This is a genomic window from Lentibacillus halophilus, from assembly GCF_055395055.1.
The window spans coordinates 1,995,981-2,015,683 of record NZ_AP043750.1; the positions used below are offsets into that span (position 1 = coordinate 1,995,981).

Sequence of the window (19,703 nt, forward strand, 5' to 3'; positions counted from 1 at the left end):
AAATGGCCGAGAATTCCGAAAACGTCATTCTCTTTCCAAAGTGGCGGGCAACGCTAGAGGAAGAAAGTCTTCAAGCATTAAAAGAAACGCGATTCGACGAAGCACTTGTAAAACTGAATCAATTGCTTGATTACGGTGTACGCGATCATGAAATTATGATAGGCCGGCTCATATGCCTTATGGAACTGAATCGGTATCATGAAGCCCAGGATTTTTGTGAAGAGTTGCTTCTCGCTCCCGACGAGCATTATTATCAATATGTACATATGTATTTAACGGTTTTATTTCATACCAGTCAGTATCAACTGTTGATGGAACAAATTGAAAAGGAACTCGCCTCACATACGATTCCAAAAGAGATGGAAGACCCATTCACGCAGCTTTATGATATGAGTCGGAATCTACAAAAACAATTACGAGTGGAAAAGTCATCCGAATACATCGATGAATTGTTAAGATCTGTAAATGAACAGGATCACCGGAAACAGTACAGGTTGATTGAATACATGCGTACTATAAAAACCAATCCAACCCAGGATCTGCTTTCGCTATTACGTGACGACCAGGTTCATCCAGTGGTTAAAACGGCGCTATTGATATGGTATGAGGAACAGGAAATAAATGATAAAATGATGATCCATAAGTTAGGGGTGCAAATGGAGGTGAATCCATCAGAGCTGACACCGCTTGATTCGCATCCGGTGCTCAAACAGACCCGTCTTATCATTGGTGATCTGGAACAGGAAAACCCATCGTTGCACACATTAATCGATGAACTTATGTATCACTACTTTTATGTGAGGTATCCGATCATTCCGGGGGTTGCGCATGTTGAACACATAGCCCAGGCATTGATTAATATCGGTGAGGATTGTTTGAATATACATATGCGAAAGACAACAGAAGGTAATCAGTTAATAACAACTTATATGGAAGACATCAACATGTGCAAGGCATTATACGCAACCATAATGGATGCATAACCATAAGACGGGAGTGCCCGAAATGCTTGAAAGGCACAGTATATATGTTATAATGAGTTGGTTGCAAATTTGATCTTTATATGTATAAATTATTGTAGAAATTTCAAAACGAATTATAGATTTTGGAGGGTGTTTTATGTCTGCACAATGGGAAAAACAAGAGGGCAACCAAGGGATTCTGACAATACAAGTTGATGCTGAAGAATTTGATCGTGCTTTGGACCAAGCTTTTAAAAAAGTTGTAAAGGATGTTCAGATTCCAGGATTCCGCAAAGGGAAAGTTCCGCGTAAAATCTTTGAAAACCGTTTCGGTGTGGAGTCACTGTATCAGGATGCTGTTGATATCGTGCTGCCGGATGCTTATTCCAAGGCTGTCCAGGAAACAGGGATAGAGCCGATTGAACAGCCGGACGTTGACATTGAGGAGATTGAGAAAGGAAAAGATCTCATTTTTAAAGCAACCGTCAATGTTAAGCCTGAGGTTGACCTTGGTGATTACAAAGGTTTGGAAGTGGAAGAGCAGTCCGTTGAGGTAACGAATGAAGATGTTGACCAAGAACTTGAAAATCTGCGCGAACAGCATGCGGAATTGGTTGTAAAAGAAAGTGGTACAGTCGAAGAAGGCGACACCATTGTATTGGACTTTGAAGGATTTATTAACGGAGAAGCATTTGAAGGCGGTAAAGCGGAAGATCATTCGCTTGAAATTGGATCCGGCCAGTTTATCCCGGGTTTTGAAGAAAAATTGATCGGCATGTCAGCAGGAGAAGAAGCTGAAATTGAAATCACGTTCCCTGAAGATTATCATGCAGAGCATTTATCCGGACAACAGGCTGTTTTTGAAGTGACAATTCATGATATTAAAACAAAAGAAATGCCTGAATGGGACGATGAATTTGCCAAAGACGCTGATGAAGAAGTCGAAACCCTTCAGGAATTAAAAGAAAAGAAAAAAGATGAATTGCAAAAGCAACAGGAACAGGATGCGGAAAATCAAAAGCGGGAAACATTGATTGAAAAAGCATCGGAAAATGCAGAGGTTACGATTCCGGATGCCATGGTAGAGAGTGAACTTGATCGTATGCTGCAAGAATTCGAACAGCAACTGCAAATGCAGGGAATGACCTTGGATATGTATTATCAATTCTCCGGTCAGGACAAGGATGCGCTAAAGGATCAAATGCGGCAGGATGCAGAAAAACGCGTTAAAACGAACTTGACGCTGGAGGCCATTTATTATGCTGAGAATCTGGAAGTGACAGATGAAGATGTGGATCATGAACTCAGCAATATGGCGTCCATGTATGGTGTGGATGTCGATCAACTGAAACAAATGCTCGGCGGGAACACCGATGCCTTGAAAGAAGAGCTGAAAACGCGTAAGTCCATTGAATTTCTGGAGGAACACAGCACAGCTGTTGAATCCGAATCTGCATAACCGAACCATTGTCAACGGGAATGGTTTTAACCATGAAGAAACGAACGTCAAACAAGGTGCCAAATTAGCACCTTGTTTTGCATTATCCCATCCTTTACTTTAATACCACACCCTGTGCCCATCATTAATTTTAAGTTATGTATCCAGTTCAACTGTCATAAACTGATTGAAGAAACATCTGTCTGCTATTACATGATACATAACGTTAAGAAGCTGTTGCGTTAAAAGCAGCCACAATAAATCAAATGGATAACAAGAGTTATTGTTTTGTTTTCTCGATTTGATTTGATATGATGACGTTAAGTTGAAAAGTGTAGGGGAACTACTGGCAAGCAGATTTGACCTTTTAGGAGTGAATATCATGTTTAAATTTAGTGAGGAAAAGGGACAGCTGAAATGCTCATTTTGCGGCAAAAGTCAGGATCAAGTCCGCAAATTGGTTGCCGGGCCGGGCGTATATATATGTGATGAATGTATCGAACTTTGTACAGAAATCGTGGAAGAAGAGCTTGGTACGGAAGAGGAAACAGAATTCACAGAACTTCCGAAACCGAAAGAAATCAATGAAACGTTGAATGATTATGTCATTGGCCAAGATACAGCCAAGAAGAATCTTTCAGTAGCCGTTTATAATCATTATAAACGCATAAATGCACCGAAGAAAAATTCCGACGATGTTGAATTGGCTAAAAGTAACATTGCCATGCTTGGACCAACAGGATCCGGTAAAACGCTTCTTGCTCAAACACTGGCCAGAATACTGAATGTTCCATTTACCATGGCGGATGCAACGTCATTGACCGAAGCCGGTTATGTCGGCGAAGATGTGGAAAACATTTTGTTGAAACTGATTCAAGCCGCTGATTATGATGTGGAAAAAGCGGAAAAGGGTATTATTTACATTGATGAAATCGATAAAGTTGCCCGTAAGTCAGAAAATACGTCAATCACTCGCGATGTGTCAGGTGAAGGTGTACAACAGGCATTATTGAAAATCCTTGAGGGAACTGTTGCGAGTGTGCCTCCACAGGGAGGACGCAAACATCCGCACCAGGAATTCATTCAAATTGATACAACAAACGTATTGTTTATTGTCGGCGGCGCATTCGATGGTATCGATCAGATTGTGAAGCGCCGGTTGGGCAAAAAAGTTATTGGATTTGGTTCCGAGGACAAACAAGAGGATTTGGATGAAAGCGACTTGCTTGAAAAAGTGCTTCCCGAAGATCTTCTTCGCTATGGGCTGATTCCTGAATTCATTGGAAGGATCCCGGTCATTGGCAGTTTGACACCGCTGGATGAGGATGCACTTGTTGATATCTTAACTCGACCGAAAAACGCATTGGTGAAACAGTATGAAAAACTGTTTGACATTGATGAGGTCGAACTCGAATTTGAGGAAGGAGCACTTCGGGCAATTGCTCATGAAGCCATTGAACGAAAAACCGGAGCGCGCGGTCTGCGGTCCATTATTGAAAGTACCATGTTAGATGTCATGTTTGATCTTCCTTCCCGCGAGGACATTGATAAGTGCATTATTACCAATGAGACAGTCGAAAATGAAAATGGAAAGCCGAAACTGGTGTTCCAGGACGGCACTGTTCAGGATGAAAATGAAAAAATACCCAAAGAAAGTGCTTAACGAATTAGATTGAAATAAGTGTTCCGGGACTGACATTACATTTGACTCCTTATTTACCGTGAACGTAGATGGAGCTGTCCAAATGTTGATGTCAGTCTCTTTCTGTATTATCTGCAAAATCAGTCAGCAAACCTTCACAGAATACGTTTTACTTTATCTTCTGTGAGTAGTATTGTTATATGAGGCAATACTAAAAAAGCTATTGATATTTACAAGCATATCTTTTTTCTATAAACTTTACAGAATGAACACCTGCTGTACAGAAATTCCAGTAACAATGGAGGTACATATCGTTATGGCAACAGAATCTACCCAATTTCCTCTCCTTCCATTGCGCGGATTACTTGTTTTTCCATCGATGGTTCTGCATTTAGATGTGGGCCGGGATAAATCCGTAGCTGCCTTGGAAAAAGCCATGATGGATGAAGAGACCATATTCCTTGTCTCTCAAAAAGAAGTGAGCATGGAAAACCCTGAACCCTCAGACATTTACAGGGTGGGAACCGTGGCCAATGTCAAACAGATGCTCAATCTTCCGAATGGCACCATGCGTGTTTTGGTTGAAGGACTTTATCGGGGAGAAATCACCGAATTTATTGATGAAAACGAAGCATTTACAGTTGAAATTAAGCAGCTGGAAGAGGAACACGCTGAACAGGATGAAGAAGAAGCACTAATGCGTTCATTGCTCAAACAATTTGAACAGTACATAAATGTCTCAAGTAAAATTAATCAGGAGACACTATCAACCGTTTCTGATATTGAAGAACCAAGTAGGTTTGCGGATATCGTTGCATCCCACTTGTCCCTTAAAATTAAGGATAAGCAAGACCTATTGGAAATTGCCAATGTCAAAGACCGTCTGCAACATTTGCTCCATCTCATGTCCAATGAGAAAAAAGTGTTAGATTTGGAGCAAAAGATTGGTCAACGTGTCAAAAATTCCATGGAAAAAACACAAAAAGAATATTATCTACGGGAGCAATTGAAAGCTATCCAGAAAGAATTGGGAGAAAAAGACGGAACATCCGGTGAAGCGCAGCAACTGCGTCAAAAAGTACAGGCCTCCACTATGCCCGAGAATGTCGCTGAGACGGCTAAAAAGGAACTGGATCGGTTTGAGAAAGTGCCGCAAAGTTCTGCTGAGAGTTCCGTCATCCGCAATTACATTGAGTGGCTTCTCGCACTTCCATGGACTGAAGAAACACAGGACAGAATAGAAATTAACAAAGCCGAAGACATTTTGGAAGAAGACCATTATGGCCTTGAAAAAGTAAAGGAACGTATCATTGAGTATTTAGCGGTTCAAAAACTAACCGAATCCATTAAAGGCCCCATTCTTTGTCTTGTCGGGCCGCCTGGTGTTGGAAAGACGTCATTGGCAAAGTCTATTGCCCGTTCTGTTAATCGTCATTTTGTCCGTATCTCTCTTGGTGGTGTTCGTGACGAAGCTGAAATTCGTGGTCATCGTCGCACATATATCGGAGCTATGCCTGGTCGAATTATACAGGGAATGAAAAAAGCAGAAACAGTCAATCCGGTGTTTCTTCTGGATGAAGTGGATAAAATGGCCAGCGATCTCCGCGGTGATCCATCAGCAGCTATGTTGGAAGTGCTGGATCCTGAACAGAACAGTCAATTCAGTGATCACTACATTGAAGAGACATACGACCTGTCGAACGTGCTGTTCATTGCCACAGCTAATTACGTTCAAAACATCCCCGGACCATTGCTTGACCGTATGGAACTTTTAACAATTGCAGGTTATACCGAAGTAGAAAAGCAGCATATTGCTAAAGAACATTTAATCCCAAAGCAATTGAGGGAGAATGGTTTGAAAAAAGCCAATCTGCAAATTCGTGACGATGCCTTAATGAAACTGATCCGAACGTATACACGGGAAGCTGGCGTGCGCAATTTGGAACGACAATTGGCAACGTTGTGCAGGAAAGCAGCTAAGAAGATTATTTCCGGTGAGAAAAAACGGGTCATTGTAACAGAAAAAAGCTTGGAAGAACTGCTCGGAAAGCCGCTTTACCGTTACGGGCAAATGGAAGATGAAAATCAGGTTGGTGCTGCAACCGGTCTTGCTTACACAGCTGCCGGAGGCGATACATTGTCAATAGAGGTTTCTCATTATCCGGGTAAAGGAAAACTGACGCTTACTGGCAAACTCGGTGATGTCATGCAGGAATCGGCTCAGGCTGCCTTCAGCTATATTCGCTCAAGGGCAGAGGAGTTAAAGGTGAATCCAGACTTCCATGAAACCTATGATATTCATATTCATATCCCGGAAGGCGCTACACCGAAGGATGGCCCTTCAGCAGGCATAACAATGGCGACGGCTCTTGTTTCCGCATTAACCGGAAGAGCAGTTCGAAACGATGTCGGCATGACCGGCGAAATGACACTGCGGGGCCGTGTGCTTCCTATCGGCGGACTGAAAGAAAAATCGCTCAGTGCGCACCGGGCAGGAATTACAACGATTATTATACCGCAAGAAAATGAAAAAGATATAGAAGATATTCCAGAAAGTGTTCGGGACGGTTTGACGTTTATAAAAGTGACTCATTTGGATCAAGTGCTCGAACACGCATTAACGGAGGAGAAACATGAAAGTAACGGAAGCTGAACTGGTTATAAGTGCCGTCGGTCAAGATCAATATCCGAATGACGATTTGCCGGAGATCGCGCTTGCCGGTCGTTCCAATGTTGGAAAATCATCTTTTATTAATCAGCTTATCCAACGGAAGAGTCTGGCCAGAACATCATCCAAGCCAGGAAAGACACAGACAATCAATTTTTATAAAATAAATAACATGTTTTATTTTGTTGATGTACCAGGCTATGGGTATGCTCAAGTGTCCAAAACGGAACGGGAAAAATGGGGTGTCATGATGGAAGAATACTTTGACACACGACAATCCTTGAAAGCATGCGCGATGATTACCGACCTACGTCATCCACCAACAAAAGACGATGTTCAGATGTATGCCTTTTTGAAACATTATGAACTTCCGGTCGTTGTGATAGGGACGAAAATGGATAAAATCGCCAAGGGCAAGCGGGCCAGCCATTTGCAGCAAACCATCCGGACGCTGCAAGTGGGGACGGATGATACGGTTATTCCTTTTTCCGCTGAAACCGGAGAAGGAAAAAAAGAAGCCTGGCGGATGCTTAGCCAATATATGAACCATTAATAATATCCCCTTCCCGTCGTAGGGAGGGGTATTTATTGATATACTATAACTATGTATAAAACATACATTGCAATAATAACAAGGACATTTTCTGACTGAAACAACGATAAAGGGCAATCTGATTCCGCAGTCAAAAAGAAATACTGGTGCCAATCCGATTCACGAGGCTGGATGATTGAACTCAGTCTGAGGCATGTGATACGTTGCCAACAGTTTAAATGCGATCGTTACGAAGATCATTATCCGGACAGATGTTAAATGATGTTCACAAATCGATGCAAATCTGTTGGCAATCTGTGTTACACTAGAGGCAATTGACGTTTCATAGCGTTTTGGGGGTAATAACTGTGCATATTCTTAAAGTTGGCTTTCATTATCAGTCAGCCCCTTTGGAATTGAGGGAACAATTTACTTTTTCCGAAAATACGGCCGATCAGGCAATGGTGACATTGAAAGAGCAAAAGAGCGTTCTTGAAAATGTTATTGTATCGACGTGCAATCGTACAGAAGTTTATGCTGTTGTCGATCAGCTTCACACAGGACGACATTATATCAAACAATTTCTTGCTGATTGGTTTCAAGTGGATAAAGGGGCCTTCTCACCATATTTGCAAATCAGTGAAGGGGATAGTGCCGTTGAACATTTGCTGCGTGTATCCGCCGGAATTGATTCCATGATTCTTGGAGAGACACAAATACTCGGCCAGGTGAAACAAGCGTTTACGACAGCGCAGGAAAAGGAGACAACCGGCACAATTTTTAACGAATTGTTTAAACAGGCGATTACGTTTGCAAAGAAATCACATAAAGAAACATCCATTGGTGAGCATGCCGTATCGGTCAGTTATGCAGCTGTACAACTTGCTGAAAAAATCTTTGGGCAATTGCGGAGTAAAAAAGTGCTTGTTCTAGGTGCCGGAAAAATGGGCGAGTTGGCAGCGCAAAATATTGTGGACGCAGGTGCTTCTGATATAACGGTGATGAATCGTACATTGGAGAAAGCACAGACAATGGCTGAAAAATTTTATGCACGGGCCGAGTCCATTAGCCAATTGAATGCTCAGCTTCAGGACGCGGATATTTTGTTCAGCTCAACCGGTTCGCAGACAGCTGTATTAACAAAAGAAGATGTTGCGTCCATACAGAAGAAACGAAAAGGCAGACCGATTTTCCTGGTTGACATCGCTGTTCCCAGGGACTTGGACGCATCCATTGGCGATTTGGATAATGTGTTCTTATATGATATTGATGATTTGCAGCATATTGTTGATGAAAATTTAGCTGCTCGAAAAACAGCAGCAGAAAAGATCGAAATAATGATTGAGTCAGAAATTGTCGCTTTTGACGAATGGGTACAGACATTGGGTGTTGTTCCGGTTATATCTGCGTTACGCAAGAAGGCACTTGGCATACAATCGGAAACCATGAAAAGCATTGAGCGGAAAATGCCTGATTTAACCGCCCGTGAAAAGAAAGTGCTCAATAAACACACCAAAAGTATTGTTAATCAACTTCTCAAAGAGCCTATAACTCAAGCTAAAGAACTTGCTGCCCTTGATCGTAAAGAAGAAGCGTTGGAATTGTTTGTTGATATTTTCGGAATTGAAGATGAGGTACGTGAGGAATTGAGTAAACAGGTGAAACAAAATAATGAAACAGGAAAAACAGATGAAACGTTATCTTTTCCCTTTGTGAATAATAATCCATCCACCACTCAATAAGAAGAAAGGGTCACCACTATGGATGAAGCAAAATGGTTTTATGAATTGATTCTTATTACGTATGGGCTGAGTCTGGTGGGGTATTTCCTTGATTTTATACAACATAACCGGAGGGCAAACCGAGTCGCCTTCTGGTTACTTTGTATGGTTTGGCTTATGCAAACCACTTTTTTATTAAAACAGTGGCTCATTACCGAGAGCTTTCCTGTTATAACATTGTATGACGGCCTGTCATTTTATGCTTGGGTGCTCATGACGTTTTCGTTAATCCTCAGTAAATGGTTCCGAATACAATCTATGTTATTTTTTATGAACTTATTGGGATTTTTTATTTTATTACTTTATATTTCAGGCAAAGCCAAAGAAGACATGCACATACAGGGTGTGGAGTTCGTTCATGAAATGCTGATCGCACACATATCACTGGCTTTGATATCATATGGTTTTTTCACTGTTTCTTTCCTTCTTTCCCTTATGTATCTCGTACAATATAAGTTTCTAAAGGAAAAAAAGGGATTCCACTGGATATGGAGGCTCGGGGATTTAAACCTCCTGGATGCGATTTCATTCAGGGCTGTCACACTTGGTGTCCCTTTATTGACCATGTCTATTATACTGGGGGTAGTTTGGGCGTATGTGGCCAACGCCGAATTTTACTGGTTTGATTTGAAAACAATCGGCTCGATCCTTATGCTGATTGTCTATATCATTTACTTACTGCTTCGTTTAGGAAAAGGATATCTCGGAAAATCCATCTCCATTTATAATTCAGCGGCGTTTTTATTGTTGCTGATTAATTTCTTTTTGTTCAGCATGCTATCCAATTTTCATTTACAATAGAATTATTGAGGAGGACGCTTGAATGCGCAAAATTGTTGTTGGTTCCAGAAGGAGCAACCTTGCTCTGACACAGACCGATTGGGTGATTGACCGATTAAAGAAGGCTGGGGCAAGCAATGAATTTGAAGTAAAAAAAATTGTTACAACAGGGGATCAAATTCTGAACGTAACCTTGTCCAAAGTTGGCGGAAAACGATTGTTTGTTAAAGAAATTGAAAAGGCCATGTATGAAAAAGAAATTGATCTTGCTGTACACAGCATGAAGGATATGCCTTCAGAAATGCCGGAAGGTCTTGCCATTACGACTATTCCTGTCAGGGAAGATCATCGGGATGCCTATATCGCGAAAAATAATATTCTATTGAAGGATTTGCCCGCCGGAGCTGTTGTTGGCACAAGCAGTCTTAGGCGTAAGTCGCAAATTTTGGCGACGCGGCCCGACCTTGAGATACAATGGATTCGTGGAAATATTGAATCACGCATCCGAAAACTGCATGAAGAGAATTATGATGCCATTATTTTGGCTGTATCTGGTTTGAAACGTGTTGGCTTAAGTGAAGAGCTTATTACCGAGTACTTGGAATCTGATGTGTGTGTACCATCGGCCGGACAGGGTGCTCTAGCCATTGAGTGCCGTGACGATGATAATGACTTGCACGCATTGTTGCAACAGATTAATGATCCCGATACAGAAAAAACGGTGACGGCTGAACGGACGTTTCTTCAACTTCTGGAAGGAAGTTGTTCGGTACCCATCGGTGCGTATGCGCATCTCGAACATAACGCTATTATCATTACTGCCTTTGTTGGAACACCTGATGGTCAAACCATCCTAAAGGAAACTGTCAGAGGAACTGATCCAGAGGCCGTTGGGTCGGAAGTAGCTGAAAAGCTGATCAGCCAGGGTGCCAAAGACATTATTGAAAACGTGAAACAGGAGCTTGATCTTTGATGCCTCCCAAGCTGTATGGAAGAAACATTCTCATTACCCGGGAAAAACAACAGGCGCAGATCTTTTCCGATAAGGTGCTCGAGCGTGGTGGTAACCCCAGCGTTGTACCTCTGTTAACCATTTCATGCAAAAACCATCAGGACGTTATGAAACCTCTTCAGGAGAATACGTATTTTAGCTGGCTGTTTTTCACAAGTGTCAATGGTGTTCACTGTTTTTTTCAGCTTCTAAATTTTTACAACATAGATAAAGCGGTGCTAGCAGAAAGCAAGCTTGCTGCTGTTGGCCAAAAAACGGCCAAAGCATTGGATGAATACGGTTATCAGGTTGATTTTATCCCGTCTGTTTACAATGCGGAAACAATGCGAAATGAATTCAACTATTCGAATACACACACTGATGAACACATTCTTCTTATTAAAGGCAACCGGTCGCGTCGTGTTCTGCCGGATTGGTTCAAAGAGCAAGGGATTCCATTCGAACAAATGGAAGTGTACGAAACAGCCCGCAATGACGCCTCGAAAGACGAACTGAACAGACAATTGCGGTACAATCATCCGGATATTATTACATTTACCAGCCCATCATCAGTTGACGCATTTATGACCTTGAAAGAGACGGCGATATCGGTGAATGCCACTATTGCCTGTATCGGGACAACAACAGGGGAACGGGCACTTGATTTCGGTTTTCGTTGTCCCGTGGTCCCCAATGAATTTACGATTGATGGAATGCTGGACCAAATAGGCCAATATATTGAACAGAAAGGATGGATGGATGATGAGTGAATCATTTAAACGGCATCGCCGACTTCGTTCGTCAGCAGCCATGCGTTCGATTGTACGTGAGAATGAATTAAAGATGGACGATTTTATTTATCCGCTTTTCGTCATGGAAGGAAACGATATAAAAAATGAAGTGCCATCTATGCCAGGCGTTTATCAACTGTCACTTGACAACCTAAAAGAAGAGGCGGATGAATTGCTGTCACTTGGCATCAAAGCTATCATGCTGTTTGGAATTCCCAGTGAAAAAGATGAACAAGGGACAGGCGCTTTCAAGGAAAACGGCATTGTACAACAAGCAACCCGTCTTATGAAAAAAGAGGCTCCGGAATTGCTTATTGTTGCTGACACGTGTTTGTGTGAATACACATCACACGGCCATTGCGGTGTCATTCACCATGAAGATGTGGACAATGATGAATCGCTGAAACTGTTGGCAAAAACAGCTGTGTCACAAGCTGAAGCCGGTGCGGATATCATTGCGCCGTCAAACATGATGGACGGATTTGTTGCTGTCATTCGCGAGGCACTGGATGAAGCAGGATATAACAATATTCCCATTATGTCCTATGCCGTTAAATATGCATCAGCTTTTTACGGCCCATTTCGTGATGCGGCTGACAGCTCACCACAGTTTGGTGACCGCAAGACGTATCAGATGGATCCATCCAATCGACTGGAGGCACTGCGGGAAACAGAATCCGATATTGAGGAAGGTGCGGACTTCCTGATCGTTAAACCGGCCATGTCATTTTTGGATATTGTCCGAGATGTGCGGAATCATTCGAACACCCCGGTCGTTGCGTATAATGTAAGCGGTGAATATTCGATGGTGAAAGCCGCTGCGTTGAATGGATGGATTGACGAGAAAGAACTAGTGCTTGAAAAGTTGACGGCTATGAAACGGGCTGGTGCGGATTTAATTATTTCCTATTTTGCTAAAGATGTTGCAAAGTGGTTATAACCGATTAACACATTTTTCATTGAGGTGATAAACGATGGGAAACATTGATAAGTCCAAACAGGAATATGAAAAAGCAGTCGATCTGATGCCCGGTGGTGTCAATTCCCCTGTACGCGCGTTTAAATCGGTCGGTATGTCCCCGATTTTTATGGATCACGGGAAAGGCTCAAAGATTACGGATATTGATGGCAACGAGTACATTGATTATGTGATGAGCTGGGGGCCGTTAATCCTTGGTCACGCCGATGAACGAGTCGTTTCCAAACTGAAAGAAGCAGCTGAAGGCGGGACCAGCCTTGGTACATCCACTGTTCAGGAAAATAAAGTGGCACAAATGATCATTGACCGTGTTCCGTCCATTGAAATGGTCCGCATGGTCAACTCCGGCACAGAAGCAGGCATGAGTGCATTGCGTGTTGCCCGCGGCTATACCGGACGAAACAAGATCCTGAAGTTTGAAGGTAATTTTCATGGTCATAGTGATTCACTGCTTATCAAAGCCGGTTCCGGTGTTGCAACTCTTGGCTTACCTGATAGCCCGGGTGTTCCGTCGTCCATTGTGGAAAACACCATAACCGTTCCGTATAATGATTCGGAAAGTGTTCGGTATGCCTTTGAAGAATATGGTGATGACATCGCTGCAGTCATTGTTGAACCTGTATCCGGGAATATGGGAGTCGTTCCATCCACAGAAGATTTTCTGCAGGAATTGCGGAGGGTAACGAATGATTATGGCTCCCTTTTGATATTTGACGAAGTGATGACAGGATTTCGAGTCGGTTATAACTGTGCGCAAGGCTATTTTGGTGTCACCCCTGATATAACTTGTCTTGGAAAAGTCATTGGAGGTGGCCTGCCGGTCGGAGCGTATGGTGGTAAACGGGAGATCATTGAACAGGTTGCACCGACGGGTCCTGTTTATCAAGCCGGTACGTTATCCGGCAATCCATTGGCTATGACGGCCGGATACGAAACATTGAATGCTTTGGATGAATCAACCTATGAGGAATTAATCCGGAAAGTGGATCGATTAGTGGAAGGGTATAAACAAGCTTCCATAGATTATGACATTCCGTTGCAGATTAATCGGGCAGGAGCCATGTTTGGTTTCTTTTTCACCAATGAGCCCGTCTTTAATTTTGAAACAGCTCAAAATGCAGATCTCGACTACTTTGCTCAGTATTATCGAGCCATGATTGACGAAGGCATTTTTCTGGCGCCATCACAATTTGAAGCTGTATTCATGTCAACAGCTCATACGGATGAGGATATTGACAAAACCATTCAAGCCGTACGTACGGCCTTTTCCAAAATCGAAACAAAATAGGTTTTCAGTAAAAAAGCTGTTCTGCAAAAGCCAGGGCAGCTTTTTTATAGCTTCGCCGAGAAAAATAGCAGCATGTTTTGTTTCCGTAGGCATATACCATAGGCACCAGACATATAGTTGCAATGAGACATATAAGCATAAGGATTATCGATTGAGGGGAGGAAGACCGTTGGAAAATGATCGTAATGTTTTTCGTTTTGAATTAAACGAATCCCTCTTTTTTGCCAGAGGACAGGAAGTCAGTGACATGATGGGGGTCTCATTGGACCCGGAAATTTCCATAGATTCATTTAGTGATTACATTTCCATCCGGGGTGTGATCGAGCTCAACGGTACGTATCAAAAAGAAACGATAGATGTTGACGAAACAGAAGATCCTTATGATGTAGATGATGATCACGCCCGTAAATACATGGAAAGAGTGAATGATATTGATGATAACCAGGCTGAATTCACACACCGTTTTCCAGTCGAAATTTCGGTGCCTGCCAACCGTGTAACAGATTTGGACGACGTAACCGTTGGTATTGAATCGTTGGATTATGAAATACCGGATGAACAGCAGCTAAAGTTAAATGCAGTTATCGGGATACATGGTATTGCTGATGAGGTCGACGTTACAGATGGAGCATCTTCAGAGGTGGATTCATCGTCACCTCCGAGGGATGATGAAACATTTGCATTTGATATAAAAATGGAAAACGAAGAGGAGAACACCTCAGAAACGCTTCATGATTCGGAAACGGCGCCGATATGGCCTGAGGGATCTGTTGAAGAAAGTAATCAGGAATCAGTCGTGGAAGATATCGGAAACGATGTTCAGGGTACCGCAGATGACGTTCAGGATAACGAGGACAACGCCCAAGATACCGGAGACGACACAGTTAAGAAAGACGATGACACACCAAATGAGAAAGATCGTTGGAAAGGGAAAAAAACACAAACACTGGCTGAATTTTTTGGAACAGAAAACAAGAAAACGTCCGGAGATGACAGTGTGGAAGCTGATGAAACGGATGGACAGGATGATAATCAGGAAAATGTGGATGAATCACCATCCTTAGCAACGATTTCCGAGACAGCTGATGTGGACGAACAAGGCGAAAGCACGGATGCAATCGTGTCTGATGCAGAAGATGTTCGCTATTTGGCGGATATGTTCCGACGTGACGAGGAAGAATCATTCGCTAAAATGCGGCTGTGCATCGTTCAGGAAACCGATACCGTCGAATCGATTGCCGAACGTTACGGTATATCCGCCCTGCAACTGCTGAGACAAAATCATCTGGGAGAGGAAAGTTTGGAAGAAGGACAATTATTATATATCCCGTCGTAAACAGAAACATAAGGCAAAACGTCAAACAGTGGATGTTTTAATCGTTCGCAAATTGGTTGTGGAAATTGACCACTGTTTATTTCCCGCCCACACATGGATTGCTCCACGTTTAGAGTAGGTATAACGTCCTTTTATGCATGAAAGAAACCTTTCTCTGCTCATTCACTGGAGCCATCCGTTATGTGTCTAACTGCGTGGGCATCGTTCTATCTGATCGGCAAGGTGGTGACCTTACTGGTGACAATGATTGAAAAAGTAGCCAACATGTATGGTATCTATCCCCGTTATATGGAGCAAATATCACCTCGTTTATTCAAGGTGAACGACGGGCGCTATGATTACGCATTGAAAAAAAGCAAGCTGACCGAGGAAACGATTCCATTGTGGGAGCATGTATTCCATCAAGCGTATAAGTTGTCATTGAGAGGTGTTTTGCCTGTTTATTTAACGAAGGAATCCAATCTGTATGCATCGGTCGATGGCGTTTGTTATTATATGATGCCGTGGATGCAGCGCTCCGATTTGAATCATGAGCAGCATCTACGCGAATCTTTTAATATGATTGGGGAAATTCATGCTGAAACGAGACAGGCACAGTCACCGAATGCCACCTTGGTCGATGAGAGATTTCGAGATTATCGCAGCCAATGTCAAAACCAGCAGCAAACATTGCTTGACTTTGTACAGCAATTTGAGCAGAACCGATTCATGTCTCCGTTTGAATTGCAAGTGTGCACGGATTATCATGTACTAACCCATGCACTGACAGAGTTGGATAGGCAGATCGACCGTTTCCTGGATGCCTGGGAAGAGGATCATCATTGGAATGTCAATTTGTGTCACGGGCATTTGCAATCTGACCATATTCTTGGTCGGGAGCGTCTCTGCATCGTCAATTGGGAAGATGCTCACTATGATCATGCTGTTACTGATTTAGTCCCATTGTTACAGGAACAGGTTCGTTACTACGATCAGTCGACCGAGAAATTAGCGCAATTATTTTCTTCGTATGAGCAGAAAAACCCATTAACAACTAAGGAATGGCATTTTTTGATGATTCATTTGCTGGATGTTTCCCGATACATACAGCTTGTTACAGACTATCGTTCCGCGCAGTCCAGACACTCTATGATTATGCAGCAACAAAAGCTTTTGCACACCCGACGTCAATTGCAACTTGGTTTGGATTGGTCTCTTTCTGCAAATAACGATAGTGCGGATGATCAAGAATATCCCGATGAATCTTAAATCCATTCGAAATAAAAAGCAAAGAAAAGACCGGCGAAAAACCCTGTCAAAAATACATCCAGTGATGTTGGGAATAATAATGTACGAATCAATTGAAAAACCAATATGGGCAGAGTTATTTTTTCAATAACAATGATGCAGCGTCTTGCCCACGGTGGTAGTCGGTAGCGGTAAAAACGTGCCATATTTTCTTCACCTCTTCCATTTTGTATCATTGTATGCATAACTGGATGGCTTTTGTGCTTATGTGCAATGAGTGACATAACAGTTGATTTTACCGATTATAAACGGTAAAATGTAATAACATAAACGACATAGCACAAATGCAGCAATAAGGAATAGTAGGCAATGACTGCCCAGAAGAGAGGGAATGCTGGTGGGATTTTCCCGGGAATGGTCATTTCTGAAGTCGCCCTTTAAGCAGCTTCTCTGAAAGAAAGTAGGAGAATGCCGGTATCACCGTTAACGATCAACGAGTGCATAAATAATGATTGTTTATGAACAAAGGTGGAACCACGGAAAGCAAATCCTTTTCGTCCTTATAACAGGACGGAGAGGATTTTTTATTGGTGAAACAGTTTAATGGAGGAGGCATATGCCATGGAAGAAGAGAACAAAACCGTTATGTCATCCAAATATGACTCAGCTAAGGTGGAACGGGACCGTTACCGATTTTGGGTGGACGGGAATTTTTTTGAAGCGGATTGCGATAAAGAAAAAGAACCATTTACCATTGTGATTCCCCCGCCTAATGTCACCGGCAAGCTGCACTTGGGTCATGCGTGGGATACGACGATGCAGGACACCATTGCCAGAATGAAACGCATGCAGGGGTATGATGTGCTGTGGCTGCCGGGTATGGACCATGCGGGCATTGCTACACAAGCGAAAATCGAGGCGAGGCTGAAAGAACAGGGGCAAAGCCGACATGAACTTGGACGTGAAAAGTTTCTCGAAGCTGCCTGGGACTGGAAAGAGGAATATGCTGATTTCATACGATCCCAGTGGGAAAAACTCGGTCTTGGCTTGGATTATTCCCGGGAACGCTTCACTATGGATGACGGATTATCAGCGGCGGTCCGGGAAGTTTTCGTCACAATGTATGAGAAAGGGCTGATTTACCGCGGACAATATATCATCAACTGGGATCCTGTGACACAGACAGCTCTTTCTGATATTGAAGTTGAGTACGAGGAAGTCGAAGGTAAATTTTACCATATGCGCTACCCCATAAAAGGCAGCAATGAGACGATTGATATTGCCACAACGCGTCCGGAAACGATGCTTGGTGATACAGCGGTGGCTGTTCATCCTGACGATGTTCGGTATAAACATTTGATTGGTCAAACGGTTATTTTGCCGCTTGTCGGTCGGGAACTCACGATTGTTGCGGATTGGTATGTCGATATGGAAATGGGATCAGGGGCTGTGAAAATAACGCCCGCTCATGATCCGAATGACTTTGAAATCGGCAATCGACACAATCTTGAGCGAATCCTTGTCATGCATGAAGACGGGAGTATGAATGAAAACGCGCTGGATTATCAAGGGCTTGACCGGTTTGATTGCCGAAAACAACTTGTGCAGGACCTTCAGGAACAAGGATTTTTGTTAAAAATTGAAGATCACGTGCATCAGGTTGGGCATTCGGAACGCAGTGGCGCGGTGGTGGAACCCTATTTGTCCACGCAATGGTTTGTCTATATGAAGCCACTTGCAGATGATGCCATTGCCTTGCAGCAGCAGGATGACGAAAAGGTTCATTTTGTTCCGGACCGATTTGAGCGCACGTATCTGCACTGGATGGAAAATATTAGAGACTGGTGCGTTTCTCGCCAGCTTTGGTGGGGACACCGTATTCCGGCATGGTATCACAAAAAAACAGGTGACATGTATGTAGGAAGAGAAGCTCCCGATGACCTTGAAAACTGGGAACAGGATGACGATGTGCTGGATACCTGGTTTTCATCGGCATTATGGCCATTTTCAACGATGGGTTGGCCTGATGACGATGCAGAAGACTTGAACCGTTATTTCCCGACTGACGTCCTTGTCACCGGCTATGATATTATCTTCTTTTGGGTAGCACGGATGATATTCCAGTCGAAACAGTTCACCGGCAAACGGCCCTTTAGAGATGTCCTGATACATGGGCTGATCAGAGATGCGGAAGGACAGAAAATGAGCAAATCACTCGGCAATGGCGTTGATCCGATGGATGTTATTGATCAGTATGGTGCCGATTCATTGCGTTACTTTCTCCTGACAGGGTCAACCCCTGGACAAGATTTACGTTTTCATTGGGAAAAAGTGGAGGCTACTTGGAATTTCGCCAATAAGGTTTGGAACGCATCCCGATTTTCTTTAATGAATATGGACAACTTTAGATATGAAGACATTGATTTGAGTGGGGACAAATCACTGGCGGATAAATGGATATTGACACGACTGAATGAAACAATTGAACATGTCACCAGGAATACGGATAAATATGAATTTGGTGAAGCAGGACGCCATTTATACAATTTCATATGGGATGAGTTGTGTGATTGGTATATTGAAATGGCCAAGTTGCCGTTATATGGAGATGATGAACACGCCAAAAAGACAACCCGATCGGTACTGGCGTATGTGCTTGACCGAACAATGCGCATGCTGCATCCTTATATGCCGTTCATTACCGAGGAGATTTGGCAACAGCTTCCGCACAAAGGAGACTCCATAACGGTTGCTAAATGGCCGGAGCCCATAGCGTCTTTCCATGATGAGGCAGCGGCAGATGAAATGAAGCGGCTTGTCGCTATCATCAAATCGGTGCGCAATAGTCGCGCAGAAGTGGACACGCCTATTTCCAAACCGGTTCAATTATATATTAAGGCTGAATCCGAAGCTATCGTTCAGGAGCTTGAATATAACCGCGGCTATTTGGAACGCTTCTGCAATCCAAGTGAATTAGTCATAGATACCGACTTAAAAGCACCGGAAAAAGCCATGTCTGCGGTTGTCACAGGAGCAGAATTGTTTCTGCCGCTGGAAGGGCTGATTGACGTCGATAAAGAAATCAACCGGCTGGAAAAAGAATTGGCTAAATGGACAGATGAAGTGGATCGTGTCCAGAAAAAGCTGGCTAATGAAGGGTTCACCAGCAAAGCACCGCAGAAAGTTGTTGATGAGGAACGGCAAAAAGAAGCCGATTATCTGGAAAAGCAAGCCAAAGTGAAAGCACGACTGGACGAACTCCAATCATCCTAAACAGCCATCCGATGA

The 19,703-nt window shown here is 43.1% G+C and carries 15 protein-coding genes and 1 other annotated feature; of the genes, 14 read left to right on the top strand and 1 reads right to left on the bottom strand.

Annotated features, from left to right (window positions below):
* Positions 1-2: 2 nt before the first annotated feature.
* The 13 genes from ACZ5Q7_RS09755 to ACZ5Q7_RS09815 all read left to right on the top strand — a co-directional run bounded on the left by ACZ5Q7_RS09755 (position 3) and on the right by ACZ5Q7_RS09815 (position 16,436).
* Positions 3-983 (top strand): DUF3196 family protein, encoded by a 981-nt coding sequence (locus ACZ5Q7_RS09755; RefSeq protein WP_343752627.1) that lies wholly within the window; start codon positions 3-5, stop codon positions 981-983.
* A gap of 136 nt (positions 984-1,119) precedes the next feature.
* On the top strand, positions 1,120-2,421 hold the full coding sequence (tig, locus tag ACZ5Q7_RS09760) for a trigger factor (protein ID WP_343752628.1): 1,302 nt from the start codon (positions 1,120-1,122) through the stop codon (positions 2,419-2,421).
* Positions 2,422-2,782: 361 nt separating this feature from the next.
* Entirely contained in the window at positions 2,783-4,063 is a 1,281-nt protein-coding gene (gene clpX / locus ACZ5Q7_RS09765) for an ATP-dependent protease ATP-binding subunit ClpX (protein ID WP_343752629.1), read from the top strand.
* Positions 4,064-4,358: 295 nt separating this feature from the next.
* The gene (lon, locus tag ACZ5Q7_RS09770) at positions 4,359-6,695 is read left to right on the top strand and encodes an endopeptidase La (RefSeq protein WP_343752630.1); all 2,337 of its coding nucleotides are present in this window, start codon (positions 4,359-4,361) and stop codon (positions 6,693-6,695) included.
* Complete coding sequence (yihA, locus tag ACZ5Q7_RS09775) at positions 6,676-7,263, top strand: ribosome biogenesis GTP-binding protein YihA/YsxC (RefSeq protein ID WP_343752631.1); 588 nt, start codon at positions 6,676-6,678, stop codon at positions 7,261-7,263. Before lon ends, yihA begins: the two co-directional genes overlap by 20 nt.
* 347 nt (positions 7,264-7,610) lie before the next feature.
* Positions 7,611-8,984 (top strand): glutamyl-tRNA reductase, encoded by a 1,374-nt coding sequence (hemA, locus tag ACZ5Q7_RS09780; RefSeq protein WP_343752632.1) that lies wholly within the window; start codon positions 7,611-7,613, stop codon positions 8,982-8,984.
* A gap of 18 nt (positions 8,985-9,002) precedes the next feature.
* Positions 9,003-9,824, top strand: coding sequence for a cytochrome C assembly family protein (locus ACZ5Q7_RS09785; RefSeq protein WP_343752633.1), 822 nt, complete (start codon positions 9,003-9,005; stop codon positions 9,822-9,824).
* Between the two features lie 22 nt (positions 9,825-9,846).
* On the top strand, positions 9,847-10,776 hold the full coding sequence (gene hemC / locus ACZ5Q7_RS09790; RefSeq protein ID WP_343752634.1) for a hydroxymethylbilane synthase: 930 nt from the start codon (positions 9,847-9,849) through the stop codon (positions 10,774-10,776).
* Entirely contained in the window at positions 10,776-11,564 is a 789-nt protein-coding gene (locus ACZ5Q7_RS09795) for a uroporphyrinogen-III synthase (protein WP_343753710.1), read from the top strand. The genes hemC and ACZ5Q7_RS09795 overlap by 1 nt, the downstream gene beginning before the upstream one ends.
* Complete coding sequence (gene hemB, locus ACZ5Q7_RS09800; RefSeq protein WP_343752635.1) at positions 11,557-12,525, top strand: porphobilinogen synthase; 969 nt, start codon at positions 11,557-11,559, stop codon at positions 12,523-12,525. The genes ACZ5Q7_RS09795 and hemB overlap by 8 nt, the downstream gene beginning before the upstream one ends.
* Before the next feature lie 34 nt (positions 12,526-12,559).
* Entirely contained in the window at positions 12,560-13,852 is a 1,293-nt protein-coding gene (gene hemL, locus ACZ5Q7_RS09805; protein WP_343752636.1) for a glutamate-1-semialdehyde 2,1-aminomutase, read from the top strand.
* Between the two features lie 169 nt (positions 13,853-14,021).
* The gene (gene spoVID / locus ACZ5Q7_RS09810) at positions 14,022-15,188 is read left to right on the top strand and encodes a stage VI sporulation protein D (protein WP_343752637.1); all 1,167 of its coding nucleotides are present in this window, start codon (positions 14,022-14,024) and stop codon (positions 15,186-15,188) included.
* Positions 15,189-15,368: 180 nt separating this feature from the next.
* Complete coding sequence (locus tag ACZ5Q7_RS09815; protein ID WP_343752638.1) at positions 15,369-16,436, top strand: phosphotransferase; 1,068 nt, start codon at positions 15,369-15,371, stop codon at positions 16,434-16,436.
* Here the strand turns inward: ACZ5Q7_RS09815 and ACZ5Q7_RS09820 are convergent.
* Entirely contained in the window at positions 16,433-16,621 is a 189-nt protein-coding gene (locus ACZ5Q7_RS09820; protein ID WP_343752639.1) for a hypothetical protein, read from the bottom strand. The genes ACZ5Q7_RS09815 and ACZ5Q7_RS09820 overlap by 4 nt on opposite strands.
* Before the next feature lie 134 nt (positions 16,622-16,755).
* Positions 16,756-16,980 (top strand) — a binding site (T-box leader).
* 56 nt (positions 16,981-17,036) lie between these two features.
* Here ACZ5Q7_RS09820 and ACZ5Q7_RS09825 point away from each other — a divergent pair.
* The gene (locus tag ACZ5Q7_RS09825; RefSeq protein ID WP_343752640.1) at positions 17,037-19,688 is read left to right on the top strand and encodes a valine--tRNA ligase; all 2,652 of its coding nucleotides are present in this window, start codon (positions 17,037-17,039) and stop codon (positions 19,686-19,688) included.
* Positions 19,689-19,703: the final 15 nt, after the last annotated feature.

Bases quoted from the DNA above. Each gene is read 5' to 3' on its own strand.
- ACZ5Q7_RS09755 (WP_343752627.1), top strand. From the start codon at position 3: ATGGCCGAGAATTCCGAAAACGTCATTCTCTTTCCAAAGTGGCGGGCA.
- lon (WP_343752630.1), top strand. From the start codon at position 4,359: ATGGCAACAGAATCTACCCAATTTCCTCTCCTTCCATTGCGCGGATTA.
- ACZ5Q7_RS09795 (WP_343753710.1), top strand. From the start codon at position 10,776: ATGCCTCCCAAGCTGTATGGAAGAAACATTCTCATTACCCGGGAAAAA.
- tig (WP_343752628.1), top strand. From the start codon at position 1,120: ATGTCTGCACAATGGGAAAAACAAGAGGGCAACCAAGGGATTCTGACA.
- ACZ5Q7_RS09820 (WP_343752639.1), bottom strand. From the start codon at position 16,621: ATGGCACGTTTTTACCGCTACCGACTACCACCGTGGGCAAGACGCTGC.
- ACZ5Q7_RS09815 (WP_343752638.1), top strand. From the start codon at position 15,369: ATGTGTCTAACTGCGTGGGCATCGTTCTATCTGATCGGCAAGGTGGTG.
- hemC (WP_343752634.1), top strand. From the start codon at position 9,847: ATGCGCAAAATTGTTGTTGGTTCCAGAAGGAGCAACCTTGCTCTGACA.
- yihA (WP_343752631.1), top strand. From the start codon at position 6,676: ATGAAAGTAACGGAAGCTGAACTGGTTATAAGTGCCGTCGGTCAAGAT.
- clpX (WP_343752629.1), top strand. From the start codon at position 2,783: ATGTTTAAATTTAGTGAGGAAAAGGGACAGCTGAAATGCTCATTTTGC.
- ACZ5Q7_RS09785 (WP_343752633.1), top strand. From the start codon at position 9,003: ATGGATGAAGCAAAATGGTTTTATGAATTGATTCTTATTACGTATGGG.
- ACZ5Q7_RS09825 (WP_343752640.1), top strand. From the start codon at position 17,037: ATGGAAGAAGAGAACAAAACCGTTATGTCATCCAAATATGACTCAGCT.
- hemB (WP_343752635.1), top strand. From the start codon at position 11,557: ATGAGTGAATCATTTAAACGGCATCGCCGACTTCGTTCGTCAGCAGCC.
- hemL (WP_343752636.1), top strand. From the start codon at position 12,560: ATGGGAAACATTGATAAGTCCAAACAGGAATATGAAAAAGCAGTCGAT.